Source organism: Sedimentibacter sp. LTW-03 (assembly GCF_052059825.1).
Classification (GTDB): Bacteria; Bacillota; Clostridia; order Tissierellales; family Sedimentibacteraceae; genus Sedimentibacter.
In genome coordinates this window covers 1659219-1677064 of sequence record NZ_CP197180.1, presented here as the reverse complement: position 1 = coordinate 1677064, position 17846 = coordinate 1659219, and the positions used below count along the sequence as shown (strand labels likewise).

Sequence of the window (17846 nt, the reverse complement as noted above, 5' to 3'; positions counted from 1 at the left end):
TTGCATTCCTTTTATTAAACATACCACAGGAGGTAAAAATGAGTGAAAACCTTCTAAGCTTAAAAAATGTTTCAAAGGAGTATTCCGGAAACAAAGTATTAAAGGATATAAATATTGAGCTGGAAAAAGGTGAAATACTTGCTCTAATAGGTGAGAACGGTGCTGGAAAATCAACATTAATGAACATATTGTTTGGAATGCCCGTTATTCATACGACTGGAGGATTTGATGGTAATATTGAAATTGAAGGAAAACATGTTAATATAAAATCTCCACACGATGCAATGGATTATGGTATAGGTATGGTACATCAGGAATTTATGCTTATACCCGGTTTTACAATTACAGAAAATATTAAATTAAACAGGGAAATTACCAAGCCTAACGTTGTGAGCCAAGTTTTTGGTAAACGTATGGAATCTTTGGACGTAAAGAAAATGAACGAAGATGCAAGAAAAGCTCTTGATATTCTTGACATGAACATTGATGAGTTTCTTCCTGTTGCAGGGCTTCCCGTAGGGCATATGCAGTTTATAGAAATTGCACGTGAAATAGATAAAAAGGGAATTAAAATTCTTGTGTTTGATGAACCCACTGCGGTATTGGCAGAAGCCGAAGCTAAAAATCTTCTAAATGCAATAAAAAAATTGTCCAAAAAAGGTATAGGTATTATATTTATCAGTCATAGGCTTGATGAAATTATAGATGTAGCAGATAAAGTTACAGTACTTAGAGATGGTGAGCACGTTGCAACAAAAAAAATAAAAGACACAAATAAGTTTGAGATAGCCCAGCTTATGGTTGGCAGAAAGGTTTCAATTGACAGAAAAAGCGCTGAAAATAAAGTTATAAGTGATGAAACAATTTTAAGCATCAAAGATTTGAATGTATCCATGCCCGGAGAAAGAGTAAAGGGTGTGAACCTTGATATCAAAAAAGGAGAGATAGTAGGAATAGGAGGCCTTGCGGGACAAGGAAAACTGGGTATCGCCAATGGCTTAATGGGAATATATCCGGCAACAGGAGAAATTACTTTTAACGGAGAAAAACTCTCCCTAAATGATCCTAAGGAAGTTATACAGGCAGGGCTTGCATTTGTTAGCGAAGACAGAAAAGGCATAGGCCTTTTACTGGATGAATCTATAGAGGGTAACATAGTTTTTTCTGCAATGCAGACGAGAAATGATTTTCTTACTGAAATTGGTCCTTTCAGATTTAAGGATTCAAAAATGATAAGGCAGCATGCTTTAAAGATGATTAAGGATCTTGATATTAGATGCACATCTTCTCTGCAAAACGCTGGGAGACTCAGCGGAGGCAATCAACAGAAAGTGTGCGTTGCTAGGGCTCTTACTTTAAATCCAAATCTTCTTCTGGTTTCAGAGCCTACAAGAGGAATTGACATAGGTGCCAAGAAACTGGTACTGGATTTATTGAAAAAATTGAACGAAGAATACGGTATGACCATAGTTATGACTTCCTCCGAACTTGCGGAATTAAGAAGTATATGTGACAGGATTGTAATAATATGCGAAGGCAAGGTTGAAGGAGTTCTTTCTCCTGAGGCTCCCGATGCGGATTTTGGTCTGATGATGTCAGGAAGCCGGCATGATGTAGAAGGGAGTGAAGCATAATGGTTGAAGTAAAGGATAAAAGCAAAAGCTTTAAGGAAATTATAAATAAGATAGGCTTACCGACGATGATCATAGGTACATTTTGGATAGCTCTTCTTATTATGGGAGGCGCTTTGGGTATATCAATGTCAACTCTGATGAGTGATACGTTAAAAAGAGCTGGCATGAACGGAATACTTGTTCTAGCTATGGTTCCTTCTATCCAGTCAGGAACGGGACCTAATTTTGCATTGCCTATAGGCATTGTGTGCGGCTTGTTTGCTATAGTTCTTTCCATAGAATTCGGTTTTATGGGAGCATCATGGTTGTTTGTTTCTATCGCTCTTGCAATTGTATTTGCAACTATCCTTGGGTATTTGTATGGAAAGCTATTAAATGCAGTTAAGGGTTCAGAAATGACCATAGCTACTTATACGGGATTTTCTATATCCGCGTTTATGTGTCTTGCATGGCTTATGATTCCATTCACAAGCACCAAAATGGGATGGTTTATGGGAAATGGATTAAGGGAAACAATTCAGTTGGATGCTGTTGAAGGAGCTCAAATATTAAGCAATTTCTGGAGATTTGCAATTGGAGGAGAGAACGGATTGATCACTGTAGGCGGTACTAAAGGACTTATAATACCTACAGGGATGATACTGATATTCCTTTTATGCTGTGCGCTTGTATGGCTGTATTTCAGATCAAAATCCGGTATAGCAATATCAGCTGGAGGAATCAATCCTAGATTCGCTCAAGCATCCGGCATCGAAATAAATAGAAACAGGGTAAAAGCTAATATTTTGTCCACAGTATTGGGGGCAGTGGGAATAATAGTATATTCGCAGGGATATGGATATGCTCAGCTTTATAATGCACCTCTAATGATGGCGTTCCCAGCTGTAGCAGCCGTTCTCATAGGAGGGGCAACAGCTTCAAGAGCCAAGGTTTCGCATGTAATAATAGGAACAATTATATTCCAGGGACTTTTGACGACTGCATTGCCTGTAGCAAATCAGTTATTTGAAGGCACCGACTTGTCGGAAATACTTCGTATGGTAATTCAGAACGGAATAATCCTTTATGCTTTAACTCAGGTTAAAGGAGGCGATAAATAATGAATAATATATCTACAGGAGAGAGACTTAGTAATAAGAAAGATACGTCATGGATTGCGGATAACATAGTTACGCTGATTTTTGTTGCATTTACCTTATTTGGTTTTCTAGTATCTGACGGTGTAACAGTAAATTACTTTCTTACTGAATTGTCTAGCAGGTTTTTTAGAAATGCATTTCTTGTATTGTCGCTGATAATACCAGTTGTTGCAGGCCTTGGGCTTAACTTTGGTATTGTTGTAGGAGCAATGGCTGGACAGGTTGCCATAGCAATTGTAAGATATTTTGAGCTGGGAGGATATTCCGGAATGGCTCTTACATTTTTGCTGGCATTACCTATTGCAGCATTGTTCGGATATTTTACGGGAGCTTTATACAATAAAACCAGGGGCCAGGAAATGATTGCCAGCTTAATAGTAGGCTTTTTCGCAAATGGTATTTATCAATTTCTGTTTTTGTTCGTTGTGGGAGTTATCATAAAAGTTCCTGATACACATCCAATGATTAAGCCTGACGGAGTAGGCATAAGAACAACGGTTGACCTTGTTAAGGTAGAAGAAGGCGGATTAAAATACGCACTTGACAGCATTATGGAAATACCATTTATGTGGGCTGTCCTGGTAGTAGCAGCTGCTATACTTGCTTTGCAAATTATAAGACTTGCAAGGAAAAAGAATACGGCAGTTTTCACTAAAAACAAAAAAATGATGACTATTTTAAATTCCGTTATATGTCTTGTGATTATAGCTATAAGCATCTTTGCTATAGCAACAGATTCCGGCCTGATGAAAGTAAGAAAAGTACCTGTTGTAATAGGTATTTTTATCATAGGTTTGTGTGTATTTAATGAATTGATATTAAGAACAAAACTTGGACAGGATTTCAGAAGTGTTGGTCAGAGTCAGCATATTGCGCAAGTTTCTGGTATAAATGTTGATCGGACAAGAATAATTGCAACAATTATGTCGACGGTTCTTGCAGCGTGGGGGCAGATTATGTACCTTCAGAACATGGGAACGTTGAACACATATGGAGCCCATACTCAAATAGGTATGTTTTCGGTTGCAGCACTTTTGGTAGGAGGTGCTTCAACTCAAAAAGCAAACATACGCCATGCCATACTTGGAACATTGCTATTTAACTCAATGTTTATCATGTCACCAGAAATAGGGTTGTCCTTATTTGGCAACGCACTTCTGGGAGAATATTTCAGAACATTTATGGTATACGGAGTAATAGGTCTTGCGCTTGGACTTCATGTTTGGAGAACAAACAAGAAAGCGAAAGAATCACTAGAATAAATTTCTTATATCGCTAATTTTAACAGCTGCTTGTATAAGCAATACACGCAGCTGTTTTATTTATTTTTGATTTGTATTTTGCTTCTTGCGCAAAGAGCCCTTTTGGATTATAATCAAAACAATCGAAGCGGAGGAAAATATGAAAGAAAATATATTGATACTTGCAATAGAATCATCATGTGATGAAACAGCTGCTTCTGTTATTAAAAATGGAAGAGATGTTTTATCAAACGTTATATCATCTCAGATAGATATACATAAGGAATTTGGAGGTGTTGTACCTGAGGTAGCCTCAAGAAAGCACATAGAAAATATAAACGGAGTTGTTGAAGAGGCCTTGAGAACTGCAGATGTAACAAAGGATCAGGTTGATGCAATCGCTGTAACATATGGACCAGGGTTAGTGGGTGCACTGCTTGTGGGAGTAAACTTTGCAAAGGGGCTGTCCTACGCATTTAATAAACCTCTTATTGGGGTTAATCACATAGAAGGTCATATAAGTGCTAATTTTATTGAAGATAAAAACCTTGAACCTCCATTCATATGCCTGGTTGCATCAGGTGGCCACACACATCTCGTATATGTGAAAGATTACGGAAAGTATGAGATAATGGGGAAGACAAGAGATGATGCGGCAGGGGAGGCTTTTGACAAGATTGCCAGAGCAGTAGGTCTAGGATACCCTGGAGGTCCGTTGATAGATAAAGCTGCAAAGCAAGGCTGCAAGACGGCTATCAAATTTCCTAGAGTAATTATAGATGAAGATACTTTGGATTTTAGTTTCAGTGGATTAAAATCTTCAGTGCTGAATTATCTGCATAATAGTGAGCAAAGAAACGAAAAAATTGTTGTCGAAGATGTTGCGGCAAGTTTTCAGGAGGCAGTAGTAGAAGTCCTTGTTATGAAAACAATTAAAGCTGCCAAGCAAAAGAACTGCAAGACGATTGCACTTGCCGGAGGTGTTGCTTCAAACTCACGCTTGAGAGAAATGCTTATGGAGAAATGCCAGGAAAATAATTATAAATTTACAAAACCATCACCTATTTTATGCACCGATAATGCAGCTATGATTGGATGCGCCGGATATTATAAATATTTAAATAAGCAGTTTTGCGATGCATCATTAAATGCGATACCTAATTTGGAGCTTGAAAACTTATAAACAGATTAAGTGTAAAAAAGTATCAACAGCTGTGGATAAAGCTGTTGATACTGAAATACTAATGAAAAAGTTGTTCACAGTTCATTAACAACATGTGGACAACTTTTTTAATTTTCTAAAAGTTCCGTCCAATCTGTGTATAGAATGTCAAGTTCATTTTTATAAGTGTTTAATTTTTCATTTAAATCAATAATTAGAACTTTATCTTCATATGTTGAAGGTTGGCATAATTCAAATTCAAGTTCATGAATTTTATTTTCATGCAATTGAATTTTTTCTTCTAGTTTTTGAATTGTCTTTTCTCTTTGTTGTCGGTCGCGTATATTTTCACGCTCTTTTTTCTTTTCAGCATTTAATTGTGTCTTTGTTTTTAAAACAGTTACTGACTCGTCAGTTTCCTCAAGCTCCGCTTTTTTTTGAATGTAGTAATCATAGTTGCCAAGATACTGGAAGGCGCTGTCTGATGACACATCATAAATTTTATCTGCAACTTTGTTAAGAAAATATCTGTCGTGGGATACAACAAGTACTGTTCCTTCATAGTTAACGAGTGCATCCTCTAAAATTTCCTTTGAGTCAATGTCCAGATGATTTGTGGGTTCATCCATCAGAAGAAAATTTGAGTTTGAAGTCATAAGCTTCAGCAGTGATAATCTGCTTTTTTCACCTCCGCTTAAGTCTCCGACTATTTTGTACATATCATCGCCGTTAAATAAAAATCTTGCCAGCATGCTGCGTATGTCATAATAGTTTAAATCAGGATTATAATCCCAGATCTCATCTATAACAGTACTTTCGCTGTCCAAATTAGTTTGTTCCTGATCATAATAGCCTATATTTACATTATGACCAATAGTTACATTACCCTCATAAGATTCAACTTTACCTGCTATTACTTTTAACAGAGTAGATTTTCCGATACCATTCGGGCCAATTATTCCGACCTTTTCACCTTTGTATACGTTAATGTTGATATTGTTGAAAACTCTATGCTCTCCATAATTTACGGCTAAGCCTTCTGCTGCGAGAACGTCGGTTCCGCTTTTTATTCTTGTTGCGAACCGAAGCTTGACTTTTTTATTGTTCAGAGCCGGTTTGTCCATTTTTTTAATTTTGTCCAGGGATTTTTGTCTGCTGAGTGCCTGTCTTATATTTCGTTTGCTTCCGTAAGCGTGAAGGCGCCGAATCATTTCCTCCTGCCTGTTTATTTCCTTTTCATACTCTTCATATTGCTTTGCCCGCTGTTCAAGCTCAATCTTCCTTTTTTTTATGAATTCCGTAAAGTTTCCGTCGTATTCTTTCAAATTCTTGTTTTCCATTAGAAAGATTCTACTTACTGTATTGTCCAAGAAATATCTGTCATGGGAAATAATTATTACAGCACCCTTAAAATCTTTTATATATTTCTCAAGCCAAGAAATTGCTTCGATGTCCAGGTGGTTTGTAGGTTCATCCAAAAGAAGTACATCTGCCTTTTCCAGCAGCAACTTAGCGAGCATAACTCTGCTTTTTTGTCCTCCGCTGAGCAAGTTGACAGGCTTGTCAAACTCGCTTTCAGAAAAACCTAAGCCCTTTAGTACACCCTTTATGTGACTTTTGAAAATATAGCCGTCCATTTCTTCAAATTTTTCGCTCATTTTTGCATATGTTTCCATGATTTGCTGAAGTTCCTCTGAATCATCGTTTTCAGTGTAGCTGCTTATTTTATGAGATAATTCATGGAGGTCTTGTTCAAGCTTGATTACATTTTGATATATGGTGAGCATTTCATTCATAATGCTGCGGTTGCTTTCTATATTTGTGTTTTGTTTTAAATAACCAATCTTTTTTCCTTTAGCTAGATATATTTCTCCGCTGTCAAAATCTGATTTTCCGGTCAATATATTGAATAAGGTAGTCTTACCTGCTCCATTTAGTCCTATCAATCCAACTTTTTCGTTGTCATTAACTGTGAATGATATATTTTCAATAATATTATCAACAACGTAGGCTTTTGAAACATCATTGCATGATAAAACAATCATAGTATTTTCCTTTCCGGTCATTATTGTATAAAGTCATATAATTATAACAGTTTTAATTTTATTTTTCAAATGTATTAAATTGATACGGTTGAGCCAATTAATCATTTGCTGACTATCATATTCATATTTTCTAATACGAGATTTAAATTATTTTTGAATATTATGACAATTTTGCTATCAAGGCGATCGCCGTTGAAAATCATGCAATTTTTGCCATTCAAAGAAGAAATGATTTTATTCAATAATTCAGAATAATCGGTATCGAGTTCCTCTAATTTATTTTTTTCATAAGAATCAGAAATGCCTAGGATAAAATCGGTAGAAACATCAAAGTAATATGCCATTTTAACTATCAGATCGACACTCGGTCGCCTTTTGCCGCTTTCATACAATGAAATTGACGATTCTGATACGTTCAGAGCTTTGCTCAGCTCTTTTGAAGTAAGATTATACTTGGTGCGAAGATAGCGGATTCGTTCGTCTATTTTCATCTTTGTCAGTCCTTTTAATTATTATAATTATATTATAATGTAATTCGTGATAAAAAACTACAAAAATTTACAAAAAGTAAATTATTAATATAAATATTGACAACTGGCAAAGTAAAGAGTATTATATATTTGAAAACTACATTACATATTAAGGAGAATTGATATGCAAAGCAAGACTGTTGCTGTAGAATTCGACATTGAAAATTATGTGGAAGTTGCAGACTTTTATGATCTCGTAAAAACAGGGGAGAATGCTCACTTGGTTGCTGCATTGACAGGGTGTATTGAAGGCATTATCGTTCCCGGTAAAGAAAATTCTTTTTTTACAATTGCAGGACTCAGCAAAGTGAAATGCAGAGATAGCTATTTATTTCTTGATATCTACAGATTTGTTTCCAAAAACAGAAATATGTTCAACTACATAGTTGATTACTTTAATTTGTGGCATAATAATGAGTATAAAGTGTTTTCATATGATAAATATAATAAGAATGATTTAATAAATAATTTTAATGAGCTTGCTTCGCTTTTAATTGAAGAAAGAAATATTGCTTCTCTTAAGAATAATGAAGCAGTAACTGAAGCTTATGATATTTTTAATAGGAGCTTGTCAGATTTATATATGAGCAGTTTAAAATAAATTGTTTGACAAAATAATTTATTTAGTATAAATTAAAATAATATACTTTGTATAAAATCCTCATTATGAGGATTTTTTATATACTTAATTTTTTGAAGTATGTTTGACATACAGATTACAGCAGATTAAATCTGATGTGACAAGATTTTAAACATTGACACAAGGAGGAAAAACACATGCCGGTAATAATACCCTCAACACTTCCAGCTTACAACACTATGCACGAAGAAAACATATTTGTAATGAGCAGCGAACGGGCAAAATCTCAGGATATAAGGCCTCTTGAAGTTGCCTTGGTAAATCTTATGCCTACAAAAATTGAAACAGAAACACAGTTTGTAAGGCTTTTATCAAATTCACCCATACAGATAAATGTTGAATTTATTCACACATGTACACATAATACGAAAAATGCATCAGAAAGCCACATGAAGAGTTTTTATAAAAGTATTGACGACATAAAAGATAAAAAATATGATGCTATGATTATAACAGGAGCACCAGTTGAGTTAATGGAGTTCGAAGAAGTGGATTATTGGAAAGAGCTTGAGAGAATACTGGACTTTTCTTCTTTGAACGTTACATCCACAATGTTTATTTGCTGGAGTGCGCAGGCTGCGCTTCATTATTATTACGGACTTAATAAAAGAGTTCTTGACAAAAAGGTCTTTGGAGTGTTTGAACATGAGAAGAAACATGAAACATGCATGCTCCTGAACGGATTTGATGACATATTTTATGTTCCACATTCGAGACATACAGAAGTGACAGCGGAAGATATAAAAAGCGTTGAAGAATTAATTATACTTGCAGAGTCGAAAGATGCCGGAGTACATATTGCAGTTACAGATGATTATAGTAAAATATTTGTAATGGGACATTCAGAGTATGATCCTTTAACACTTAAAAAGGAATATGACAGAGATATAAGTCTTGGAAAGTACATAAATATTCCAATGAACTATTATCCTGAAAATGATCCGTCCCGCAAGCCGTTTGTCAAATGGAGAAGTCATGCAAATTTGTTGTTTAAAAATTGGATAAATATAATATACCAAGAGACTCCATACGATATAAGGGAAGTCGGGAAAAAAAGAACTGATTGGTACCATTAGTTTATTGTTAGAATGTTGTATATAATGAAGAATAGCATACCATTATATTTAATGGTATCTTTTTTTTTGAACTAAAATGTGATAAAATATTATGTGCTGCTTTGAGGCAGCTATAAATTGTGATTTTGGAGGAAATATGGGTAAATTATTTGGTACTGACGGAGTAAGGGGTATTGCAAATAAAGATTTGTCACCTGAACTGGCTTACAAACTTGGGCGAATAGGAGGCTTTTTTTTAACACAGGGTAAAAAGAGGCCAAAGATGGTTGTGGGAACAGATACAAGAATTTCAGGTGATATGCTCGTGGCAGCCTTGTCCTCAGGCTTAAATTCTGCCGGAGTGGATGTGTTATACCTGGGTATATTGCCGACACCAGCGGTAGCCCGCATGATAAAAGTTTTGGAAGCAGACGGTGGAGTTATGGTTACTGCTTCTCACAATCCTGTTGAATATAACGGAATAAAATTTTTTAACGAACATGGCTTAAAACTTACTGATGAAATAGAAAATTCCATTGAAGAATACATACTTAACAATTTAGACATAGAATTTTTGCCTGTTGCGGGAGAGGTAGGAAGAATAATTCGAGTTGAAAATCCCTTAAGAAAATATACGGATTTTTTAAAACAAACTATTGATACTGACCTTACAGGGATAAAAGTTGCTGTTGACTGTGGCAACGGGGCAGTTTACAAGGCTGCACCAGAGCTGTTGAGAGAACTTGGAGCGCAGGTATATGTAATTCACAATGACCCTAACGGAATCAATATAAATGTAGAATGTGGTTCTACTAAGCCGGAAGAGGTTCAAAAGCTTGTTTTAGAGACTGGAGCGGACGTGGGACTGTCTTTTGACGGAGACGCAGACAGACTGATAGCTGCGGATGAAAACGGAAGTATTGTGGACGGAGATCATATACTGGCAATTTGCGGTTCTAATATGAAAGAATCAGGAAAGCTTAAAAGCAATACCATAATCGGAACCGTAATGACGAACATGGGGCTGGATATATGTCTTAAGGAAAAAGATATAAATATTATAAAAACAAAAGTTGGGGACAGATATGTTCTGGAAGAGATGATTAAAGGAGGACACTCAATAGGAGGAGAGCAGTCTGGGCATATAATCTTTCTTGATCATAATACTACTGGAGACGGACTTCTCACTGCAATTCAGCTTTTGAGCGTAATGAAGAAAAAGAATATGAAACTCTCCGAACTTGCATCTGTAATGGAGGTAATGCCTCAGGTATTAGTAAACGCACGTGTATCAGAAGAAAAGAAAAAGTCATATACTGATGATGATATAATAAAAAGTAAAATAGAAGAAATTGAACGACATTTTCACGGCAATGGAAGGGTGCTCATAAGACCTTCTGGAACAGAGCCTCTTGTAAGAGTCATGATAGAAGGAGAGAGGCAGGAGGAGCTTGACAAATACGCAAATGAGCTTGCGGTGTTAATAGAAGAAAGACTTAATTAAGAATGATAAAAAAGACAGAACAAACGAATCGTTGTTATGTCTTTTTTTATTATCTCCCTATAGGGATCTGCATGTAAGGTACATAAATGAATCGCTCTCTTGGCTGGCGATATATTGTAACAGAATTTAAAATGTACTCGGAAAATTCAGGCAGTTTAACTTCTGCTCGCTTTCGTGCAATATCAATATCAATCTTTTTTTTCGGCCTTTCTTTTATGACAGTGAGATGAGGCGTGTAGTCTCTTGCTTCTTTTTTAAGCCCTAATGACTGGAAGAGATCATTATATAAGGATATAAGTTCCGGTGAATCAACGCTTACATATAACACCCTGCGTCCAAACTGTTCTAAGGAGCCCAGCTTAATATGAAATTTTTCTGTTTTCCTGCACACTTCAACTGTGTTTTTTATGAAAGAGTCATTATCAGGAAGCGATGGTGGCGGAACAATAGTTATATGTGGTTCCGTAGAAAAAAAACTAAATTCTGCTCGCAGCATTTCAATTTTATGTTTGTAATCTTTTGGAATAGGTATACCTATAAAATATTTCATGAATTATCCTTTCTGAGTTGTTCTTTTTATATTATATTTTATATTTCAAATTATTCAAGTCTGTATTATAATAAATCAGAACCAAAAAACAGGGTATATTATATATAAATTATGAAGTAAGGAATTGAAAAGAAATCATGGATTATGAAAAATTTTATATTTTGTTTGACTATGTTGAAAAAATCGGACCGCTGGCAGGTATATTGCTGCCTATAATAGAGGCATTTATTCCTGTATTGCCGCTGGTTGGATTTGTAATAATAAATGTTGCTGCCTTTGGATTTTTCTTCGGCTATCTTTACTCATGGCTGGGGAATTGCATCGGAACTTTTCTTTTATTTTTAGTAATCAGGAAAATAGGGGGAAACAGACTTGAGGTTAGGATAAAAAATAGCAGATACAGAGGAACTCTTGATAAGATAAAAAAGAAAGATATGACGGTTTTGTTCTTTTTGTATTGTTTTCCTTTTACACCTTCATTTTTGATAAGTGGTGCTGCTGCTCTCGCTAACATGGATACTCAGCGGTTTTTAATCACTATGCTTCCTTCAAAATTCGTGATGGTTTTATCCTTGTCCTTTATAGGTGAAAATGTCAGTTCATTTTTTGAAAACCCGGTAAAATCTATACTGTACATATTATTAATTCTTGTATTTAATTTAATTAGTAAAAAAGCGTTTCAGAAATACGAAGAGCACCACAGAGGTAATTAATAAATTCAATATTATCTTATGATATTACAATTAAATTTTAATAATTCATTAATCTTTATTTTATAGTAAATTAAAATTATTGTTCCATAATTGGAGGCATAGCAGAAATAAGGAGCTAATTATGGAAAACAAAAAAATTTATATTGTTCTAACAAGAACAAATACAATTTTGTCAAGATTAATCGGAGTTGTAACAGGGGATGAATATACGCATGCCTCAATTTCTCTGGATAAAAATTTGAGCAAAATGTACAGCTTCGGCAGAAAATATACATACAACCCTTTTTTAGGACGTTTCGTCAAGGAGGATTTGAATAAAGGAGTGTACGGCATACACAATAATCTCTGCGGTTTAGTAATGGAAATTGAGATAACATATGAGCAGTATTTAAAAGCGGAGAATTTAATAAATGAATTTATTTTAAACAGCAATTTATACAAATATAACTATATGGGACTTATTAATTGCTTTCTTAACAGAGAATCACGTAATGATAACAGATTTTTATGTTCGGAATTTGTATATTATATTCTAAATAAAAGCAATATAGTTGATTTTAGTAAATCGAGAAATCTTGTGAGGCCTCAAGATTTTCTAAATATAAAGGGCAGAACCGTATTTAGCGGAAATCTTAAAAATGCGGATTGGTCGAGAAAAGTATATAACGGAGATGAACTTTTGCCAATATATCAATATGCGGAGATATAAACCGCATATTGATTTTTAGATTATAAGAATATATTTTTTAAACTATTTGAAACAAGACTGGAGGTAGCATCATAAATACTTCCAAATTTATTATAAAACATTATGCTGTGTGCAATATATAAGTTAAGAATAAGTGATTGACAAAAAGATTGTTATGAGCTATAATGACTAAAAAAATAAATATAGTCAAACAGTACAAACGAGGAGAGAAAAATATGCCAAAGCCTTTTACTGAACAAGAAAGAGAGTATATTAAAACTAGGCTGAAAGAAGAAGCGAAAGAGTGCTTAAATCGATATGGTATTAAAAAAACAACAGTTGATGAGCTGGTTAAAAGAGTAAATATACCTAAAGGAACATTTTATTTGTTTTATGATTCAAAGGAGTTGCTGCTGTTCGACGTGATTAATGATGTACATGATGATATACAAAACTGTGTAATACATGGATTACAAGCTTTAAGCGGCAATATTGACAGTGAAGTATTAGCTGAATTTTTATTCAGCTTTTATAAAAAAGTTGAAAATACATTTCTGTTAAAAATTCTTACAAACGGAGAATTAGAATTATTGATGAGAAAACTGCCTCTTGATATTGTGGAGGAACATCTTGCTCATGATGATTTAATAATTGAAAATATTTTGGGAATAATTCCACATAGAAATAATGTAGACATTAAATATTTTAGCGGAGCATTGCGCGGTATTTTTATGTCCATGCTGCATAAAAGGGAAATAGGCGAAGATGTATTTGATCCATCATTGAAGCTTATGATAAGAGGAATTGCTATTCAATTGACGGAGGAACAAAATGATTGAAGTTGTTGATTTATCATTCAGCTATAACCATAAACCTTTTATAGAGCACATGAACTTCAGTGTTCAAAAGGGAGAGATATTCGGTTTTCTGGGGCCTTCCGGAGCAGGCAAAAGCACTTTGCAAAAGATACTGACGGGGCTAATCAGAAGTTATAATGGAAATGCAATTGTAAACGAAACAGAATGCAAAAGCTATAAAAATGATTTTTATGAAAATATCGGTGTTGATTTTGAATTCCCCTCACTTTATGAGAAGTTGACTGGAAAAGAAAATTTAAAATTTTTCGGGTCATTGTATTCCAAAGAACTCAGAGATATTGATGAATCATTAAAAATGGTTGGATTACAAAACGATGGAGGCAAAAAAGTTTCAGAATATTCAAAGGGCATGAAGTCAAGGCTGAACTTCATAAAAGCATTGCTTCACAATCCGGATATTTTATTTTTGGATGAGCCCACTAATGGGTTGGATCCAAATAACAGCAGAATTATGAAAAACATAATTCTCAAGGAAAAAGAAAAAGGCAGGACCATAATCCTAACAACACACAATATGGTTGATGCTACGGAATTATGCGACAGAGTGGCTTTTATAGTTAATGGAAGTATAAAAGCATTGGATTCACCGCATAATTTAATTATGTCCAAGGGTGCTGCAAAAATAAAATATACCTTCATGGATGGCAAAGAAGAAACTCGAGAATGCCTGCTTAACAAAACATCAGAAGATACGATGCTTTATGATCTGATAAAATCAAATAGAATTGTATCGATACACAGCAGCGAACCTACGTTGGATGATATATTTGCGGAAGTTACAGGGAGTGTGTTGCAATGAGGCTCATAAATCTTATTTACGGTGATATTAGGTTTCAGTATAAGTATGGATTTTACTTTGTTTATGTTGTGTTTACCTTAATGTATATTTCAGTATTATTTTTTCTGCCTTTAGAATGGAGAGAAAAAACTGCAGCCGTTTTAATATTTTCTGATCCTTCTGCAATGGGACTATTTTTTATGGGGGCAATAGTTTTGTTGGAAAAAAGTGAGAGAGTGCTCAGCACTATAGCTGTTTCACCTGTAAAGGCAGATGATTATATAATTTCAAAGGTTGTATCGCTGGGTGTGATATCTGTAATTTCGGGTGCTTCGATAGCCTTATCGGCAGATGTTCAAAATATACTAATTGTATTAATGGGAGTATTTGCTGGTTCTGTGTTGTTTACTCTTGTCGGATTGATTATTGCAATTAATATAAACAGCTTGAATCAGTTTGTAACGGCAGTTGTTCCGGTTGAAATTATAATTTTTATTCCGCCGCTTCTATATGTGTTTGGATATGACAATAAACTTATGCTTTTGCATCCAGGTTGCATGGTAATAAGTATGATCAGTGGCAGCGGTAATTATATTTTGTTTATTTTCCCAGTATTGATCATGTGGTTTTTGGTTTTATATAAAGTGGCACGTTTTAATGTAATTAAAATGTTTCAGAGTCTTGGAGGTATAAAGCTATGAACTCCGGTGGAAATTGTGGAAAATTGTTTATTTCATTTAAGCAGTATTTAATACAGATTACTAAGGATGCCATGCTTTTTATAGTTTGCCTATCTCCTTTTCTATGCGGAGTATTGTTTAAATTTGGCATACCGTCGGTGGCAATGCTTAAACCATATTATCTTTTATTTGATTTACTTTTGGCAGTACTGACTCCTATGATGATTTCATACGTTTCTGCCATGGTAATTCTTGGAGATGTTGATGAAGGAATAACAAGGCATATGGCAGTTACGCCTCTCGGAAAAAGCGGATATTTAATTTCAAAATTAGGATTTCCTCTGGCAGCCTCATTTTTTATAACAATTATTGTCATGATAATATTTTCTCTGACAGAACCTGCTCTTGGGCGTGTAATTGGAATATCAATATTAACATCAATGCTTGGGCTTATAATGTCAATGATGGTAATATCAATTGCTGCAAATAAGGTGGAGGGTATGGCAGTAATGAAGTTATCGGGAATTATAATATTAGGAATTCCGGCAGCATTTTTAATTGCAGAGAAGTTCCAGTATTTATTTTTCTTTTTACCCTCATTATGGATTGCCAAATTTTTTATGGAAAATTCATTGCTTTACTTTTTTTTATGCATTGGAGTGTCGACTATATGGATATTATTATTTATTAAAAGATTCATAAAAAAAATTTATTGATTTTGTAATAATAAGTATGTGACAGTAGTTATATTCGACTGTCACATAAGTTTTTTAATTAGGTACAAAGATCTGGGATTATCAAGTTTTTTTGCAAGGTTGTATGCTTTTTTTGAATGAAATTTAGCTTCTGTATAATTCCCTTTTTTTATTTCCAACAGCGCTTTATAGTATTCTGCAAAGTCTCTTCCCCAAATAACATTAAATTTATCAAAATATTCAATGGATTTATTTATTAATTCTTCAGCTTCCTTGAATCTTCCTAAGTTGTACAGCGCTTGCCCGGCGTTTGAATAAAAAATTTCCAAACCCTTGATAACTGAGTTTTCAATGCATATATCTATCGCTTTCATAAAATAACCATAGGCGTTTTCATAATTTTCCATATCTCGGTTCATTTGCCCCAGATAATTGTAGCATGCGGAAATGTTAACACTGTACTTGCCGCTGAATTTATTCAGGCTTGAAAAAATGCTAATAGATTCATTCAATACTCTGTCCGCTTCTTTGAAGTTACCTGTCTTAATAAAATAAAGTCCCTGCAGTCTTAGAATTATGCCCCTTTCATCTATAATGTCTCTTTTCTCCAAAAGATATAAGCATTTGTTAATATAATCATTCATGGTATCATTATTGCCGGTTTGTATTGCATAGAAAATCATTTGCTTGTAATTACTTAACAAATATATTAAATTATCAAGTTTATTTGCCAGCCTAATGCTTATTTGTATGTTTTTAATTCCTTTTTCATATTCACCTATGGAAATATAGTATCTTCCTGCAAGGTAAGAAGCTTTCATTTTTATTTTTATGTATTCAGTATCTAAATCATCTATGGTGTCTAAATCTTTTTCAATATTTTTTAGTTCTGATTCAATGTCACTTATATTTGAAGTATCTGAAGCTTCTATTGTTTCAGATGACAAAGAAGGATAGGTCTCATGGTACATGGTGTAGTAATCGGTTAAATTTTCAACTTTACTTTTTAAATTAATATAATTGTTTTCATAGTTCGAATTAATGGTATTTTTTAGATCTAAAATTTCTTTGAAAAGTTTCTTTGTTTTAAGTTCCGGTTCAACATCCAAATCTTTTTTCAATACGTCAGACAGTTCATAATAAAGTTTTATGGCTTTGTTATAATCCTCGGAAAGCGCGTGTGTCTTCATTAAATAACGATAGGTTTTTTCATTGTAAGGGTCGTTTTTTATGAGAATATTCCCGTACTTCTCAATGCTGCTAAAATCGCTTATGCTTATTAGCTCGTTCATTTTACTGTATACGGATTTAACGTATATATTTCTGTAGTGGTTTCTTTTATCATGCATCCAATTTTCAAAATCATAGCAGTTTTTCACGGAAAAATTTAATAAAAAATCGCCTGTATACAGATTAACTGCGTTTGTTTCGTTAATTTTGCCCACATCAGATTCAATAATCAGATTGTTTGAAAATTCTATAAATGATTTTGAATTGGAAAAGATGCTTTCAATTGTGCTTGTCTTTATTTTGTACAGAGCATCTCTTAAATTTTTTCTTCCCGTTTCCTCTCCTGAGTCTGCCCAAAATATGTTGATTGCTTCTTCTCTGGATATTTTTTTATTTATGAGGATATAGTAAAATAATGCTTCCGATTTTTTGTATGGGAAACTTACATATTTATTATTAAGTTTTACTGACGGAGTTCCCAGAAGTTTTACCGAAATAATATCCATGTTAACACCTCGAATTCTGTTAGTTTAATGATACATTATTATTGGTGGTTTTTCAATTAAAACATAAAAAATTAGACCCTACATCGCACGTAAGGCCTAATAATATATTTATAAAAAAACAAGGGGGAGAGGGTAAGTAATAAGTTTATCTTATTAGCTTATTTACATTATAGAAATA

At 34.1% G+C, this 17846-nt stretch carries 17 protein-coding genes; 13 read left to right on the top strand and 4 right to left on the bottom strand.

What is annotated here, in order from left to right; all coding sequences use genetic code 11:
* Nucleotides 1-38: 38 nt before the first annotated feature.
* The 4 genes from ACS3UD_RS08405 to tsaD all read left to right on the top strand — a co-directional run bounded on the left by ACS3UD_RS08405 (nt 39) and on the right by tsaD (nt 5197).
* Nucleotides 39-1634: a sugar ABC transporter ATP-binding protein gene (locus ACS3UD_RS08405; protein ID WP_308140049.1), complete on the top strand. Its 1596-nt coding sequence runs from the start codon at nt 39-41 to the stop codon at nt 1632-1634.
* The gene (locus ACS3UD_RS08400) at nt 1634-2734 is read left to right on the top strand and encodes an ABC transporter permease subunit (RefSeq protein WP_308140050.1); all 1101 of its coding nucleotides are present in this window, start codon (nt 1634-1636) and stop codon (nt 2732-2734) included. Before ACS3UD_RS08405 ends, ACS3UD_RS08400 begins: the two co-directional genes overlap by 1 nt.
* Nucleotides 2734-4035, top strand: coding sequence for an ABC transporter permease subunit (locus tag ACS3UD_RS08395; RefSeq protein ID WP_308140051.1), 1302 nt, complete (start codon nt 2734-2736; stop codon nt 4033-4035). The genes ACS3UD_RS08400 and ACS3UD_RS08395 overlap by 1 nt, the downstream gene beginning before the upstream one ends.
* A 139-nt stretch (nt 4036-4174) precedes the next feature.
* Nucleotides 4175-5197, top strand: coding sequence for a tRNA (adenosine(37)-N6)-threonylcarbamoyltransferase complex transferase subunit TsaD (gene tsaD / locus ACS3UD_RS08390; protein ID WP_308140052.1), 1023 nt, complete (start codon nt 4175-4177; stop codon nt 5195-5197).
* Between the two features lie 107 nt (nt 5198-5304).
* Here tsaD and ACS3UD_RS08385 read toward each other — a convergent pair whose 3' ends face one another.
* Nucleotides 5305-7221: an ABC-F family ATP-binding cassette domain-containing protein gene (locus ACS3UD_RS08385; protein ID WP_308140053.1), complete on the bottom strand. Its 1917-nt coding sequence runs from the start codon at nt 7219-7221 to the stop codon at nt 5305-5307.
* Nucleotides 7222-7322: 101 nt separating this feature from the next.
* Nucleotides 7323-7712 (bottom strand): helix-turn-helix domain-containing protein, encoded by a 390-nt coding sequence (locus tag ACS3UD_RS08380; protein ID WP_308140054.1) that lies wholly within the window; start codon nt 7710-7712, stop codon nt 7323-7325.
* A gap of 163 nt (nt 7713-7875) precedes the next feature.
* Here ACS3UD_RS08380 and ACS3UD_RS08375 point away from each other — a divergent pair, with 163 nt between their 5' ends.
* The 3 genes from ACS3UD_RS08375 to glmM all read left to right on the top strand — a co-directional run bounded on the left by ACS3UD_RS08375 (nt 7876) and on the right by glmM (nt 10950).
* Complete coding sequence (locus tag ACS3UD_RS08375) at nt 7876-8352, top strand: hypothetical protein (RefSeq protein ID WP_308140055.1); 477 nt, start codon at nt 7876-7878, stop codon at nt 8350-8352.
* A 176-nt stretch (nt 8353-8528) separates the two neighbouring features.
* Nucleotides 8529-9467, top strand: a complete 939-nt coding sequence (locus ACS3UD_RS08370; protein ID WP_308140056.1) for a homoserine O-succinyltransferase — start codon at nt 8529-8531, stop codon at nt 9465-9467.
* A 136-nt stretch (nt 9468-9603) separates the two neighbouring features.
* Nucleotides 9604-10950 (top strand): phosphoglucosamine mutase, encoded by a 1347-nt coding sequence (glmM, locus tag ACS3UD_RS08365; protein ID WP_308140057.1) that lies wholly within the window; start codon nt 9604-9606, stop codon nt 10948-10950.
* Between the two features lie 49 nt (nt 10951-10999).
* Here the strand turns inward: glmM and ACS3UD_RS08360 are convergent, their stop codons facing one another.
* Nucleotides 11000-11500: a 2'-5' RNA ligase family protein gene (locus ACS3UD_RS08360; protein WP_308140058.1), complete on the bottom strand. Its 501-nt coding sequence runs from the start codon at nt 11498-11500 to the stop codon at nt 11000-11002.
* Nucleotides 11501-11637: 137 nt separating this feature from the next.
* On the opposite strand from ACS3UD_RS08360, the gene ACS3UD_RS08355 reads away from it, so the two are divergent.
* The 6 genes from ACS3UD_RS08355 (at nt 11638) to ACS3UD_RS08330 (ending at nt 15953) form a co-directional block, all read left to right on the top strand.
* Nucleotides 11638-12213, top strand: coding sequence for a TVP38/TMEM64 family protein (locus tag ACS3UD_RS08355; protein WP_308140059.1), 576 nt, complete (start codon nt 11638-11640; stop codon nt 12211-12213).
* Between the two features lie 121 nt (nt 12214-12334).
* Entirely contained in the window at nt 12335-12922 is a 588-nt protein-coding gene (locus ACS3UD_RS08350; RefSeq protein ID WP_308140060.1) for a hypothetical protein, read from the top strand.
* Nucleotides 12923-13137: 215 nt separating this feature from the next.
* Nucleotides 13138-13740: a TetR/AcrR family transcriptional regulator gene (locus tag ACS3UD_RS08345; RefSeq protein ID WP_440977753.1), complete on the top strand. Its 603-nt coding sequence runs from the start codon at nt 13138-13140 to the stop codon at nt 13738-13740.
* Entirely contained in the window at nt 13733-14578 is an 846-nt protein-coding gene (locus tag ACS3UD_RS08340; RefSeq protein WP_308140062.1) for an ABC transporter ATP-binding protein, read from the top strand. The genes ACS3UD_RS08345 and ACS3UD_RS08340 overlap by 8 nt, the downstream gene beginning before the upstream one ends.
* Entirely contained in the window at nt 14575-15258 is a 684-nt protein-coding gene (locus ACS3UD_RS08335) for a fluoroquinolone export ABC transporter permease subunit (protein WP_308140063.1), read from the top strand. The genes ACS3UD_RS08340 and ACS3UD_RS08335 overlap by 4 nt, the downstream gene beginning before the upstream one ends.
* Entirely contained in the window at nt 15255-15953 is a 699-nt protein-coding gene (locus ACS3UD_RS08330) for an ABC transporter permease (protein WP_308140064.1), read from the top strand. The genes ACS3UD_RS08335 and ACS3UD_RS08330 overlap by 4 nt, the downstream gene beginning before the upstream one ends.
* A 41-nt stretch (nt 15954-15994) precedes the next feature.
* Here the strand turns inward: ACS3UD_RS08330 and ACS3UD_RS08325 are convergent, their stop codons facing one another.
* The gene (locus tag ACS3UD_RS08325; protein ID WP_308140065.1) at nt 15995-17668 is read right to left on the bottom strand and encodes a BTAD domain-containing putative transcriptional regulator; all 1674 of its coding nucleotides are present in this window, start codon (nt 17666-17668) and stop codon (nt 15995-15997) included.
* Nucleotides 17669-17846 lie beyond the last annotated feature (178 nt).

What these genes read in the sequence shown, in the direction of transcription:
- ACS3UD_RS08405 (WP_308140049.1), top strand. Translation starts at nt 39, where the DNA reads ATGAGTGAAAACCTTCTAAGCTTAAAAAATGTTTCAAAGGAGTATTCC.
- ACS3UD_RS08400 (WP_308140050.1), top strand. Translation starts at nt 1,634, where the DNA reads ATGGTTGAAGTAAAGGATAAAAGCAAAAGCTTTAAGGAAATTATAAAT.
- ACS3UD_RS08395 (WP_308140051.1), top strand. Translation starts at nt 2,734, where the DNA reads ATGAATAATATATCTACAGGAGAGAGACTTAGTAATAAGAAAGATACG.
- tsaD (WP_308140052.1), top strand. Translation starts at nt 4,175, where the DNA reads ATGAAAGAAAATATATTGATACTTGCAATAGAATCATCATGTGATGAA.
- ACS3UD_RS08385 (WP_308140053.1), bottom strand. Translation starts at nt 7,221, where the DNA reads ATGATTGTTTTATCATGCAATGATGTTTCAAAAGCCTACGTTGTTGAT.
- ACS3UD_RS08380 (WP_308140054.1), bottom strand. Translation starts at nt 7,712, where the DNA reads ATGAAAATAGACGAACGAATCCGCTATCTTCGCACCAAGTATAATCTT.
- ACS3UD_RS08375 (WP_308140055.1), top strand. Translation starts at nt 7,876, where the DNA reads ATGCAAAGCAAGACTGTTGCTGTAGAATTCGACATTGAAAATTATGTG.
- ACS3UD_RS08370 (WP_308140056.1), top strand. Translation starts at nt 8,529, where the DNA reads ATGCCGGTAATAATACCCTCAACACTTCCAGCTTACAACACTATGCAC.
- glmM (WP_308140057.1), top strand. Translation starts at nt 9,604, where the DNA reads ATGGGTAAATTATTTGGTACTGACGGAGTAAGGGGTATTGCAAATAAA.
- ACS3UD_RS08360 (WP_308140058.1), bottom strand. Translation starts at nt 11,500, where the DNA reads ATGAAATATTTTATAGGTATACCTATTCCAAAAGATTACAAACATAAA.
- ACS3UD_RS08355 (WP_308140059.1), top strand. Translation starts at nt 11,638, where the DNA reads ATGGATTATGAAAAATTTTATATTTTGTTTGACTATGTTGAAAAAATC.
- ACS3UD_RS08350 (WP_308140060.1), top strand. Translation starts at nt 12,335, where the DNA reads ATGGAAAACAAAAAAATTTATATTGTTCTAACAAGAACAAATACAATT.
- ACS3UD_RS08345 (WP_440977753.1), top strand. Translation starts at nt 13,138, where the DNA reads ATGCCAAAGCCTTTTACTGAACAAGAAAGAGAGTATATTAAAACTAGG.
- ACS3UD_RS08340 (WP_308140062.1), top strand. Translation starts at nt 13,733, where the DNA reads ATGATTGAAGTTGTTGATTTATCATTCAGCTATAACCATAAACCTTTT.
- ACS3UD_RS08335 (WP_308140063.1), top strand. Translation starts at nt 14,575, where the DNA reads ATGAGGCTCATAAATCTTATTTACGGTGATATTAGGTTTCAGTATAAG.
- ACS3UD_RS08330 (WP_308140064.1), top strand. Translation starts at nt 15,255, where the DNA reads ATGAACTCCGGTGGAAATTGTGGAAAATTGTTTATTTCATTTAAGCAG.
- ACS3UD_RS08325 (WP_308140065.1), bottom strand. Translation starts at nt 17,668, where the DNA reads ATGGATATTATTTCGGTAAAACTTCTGGGAACTCCGTCAGTAAAACTT.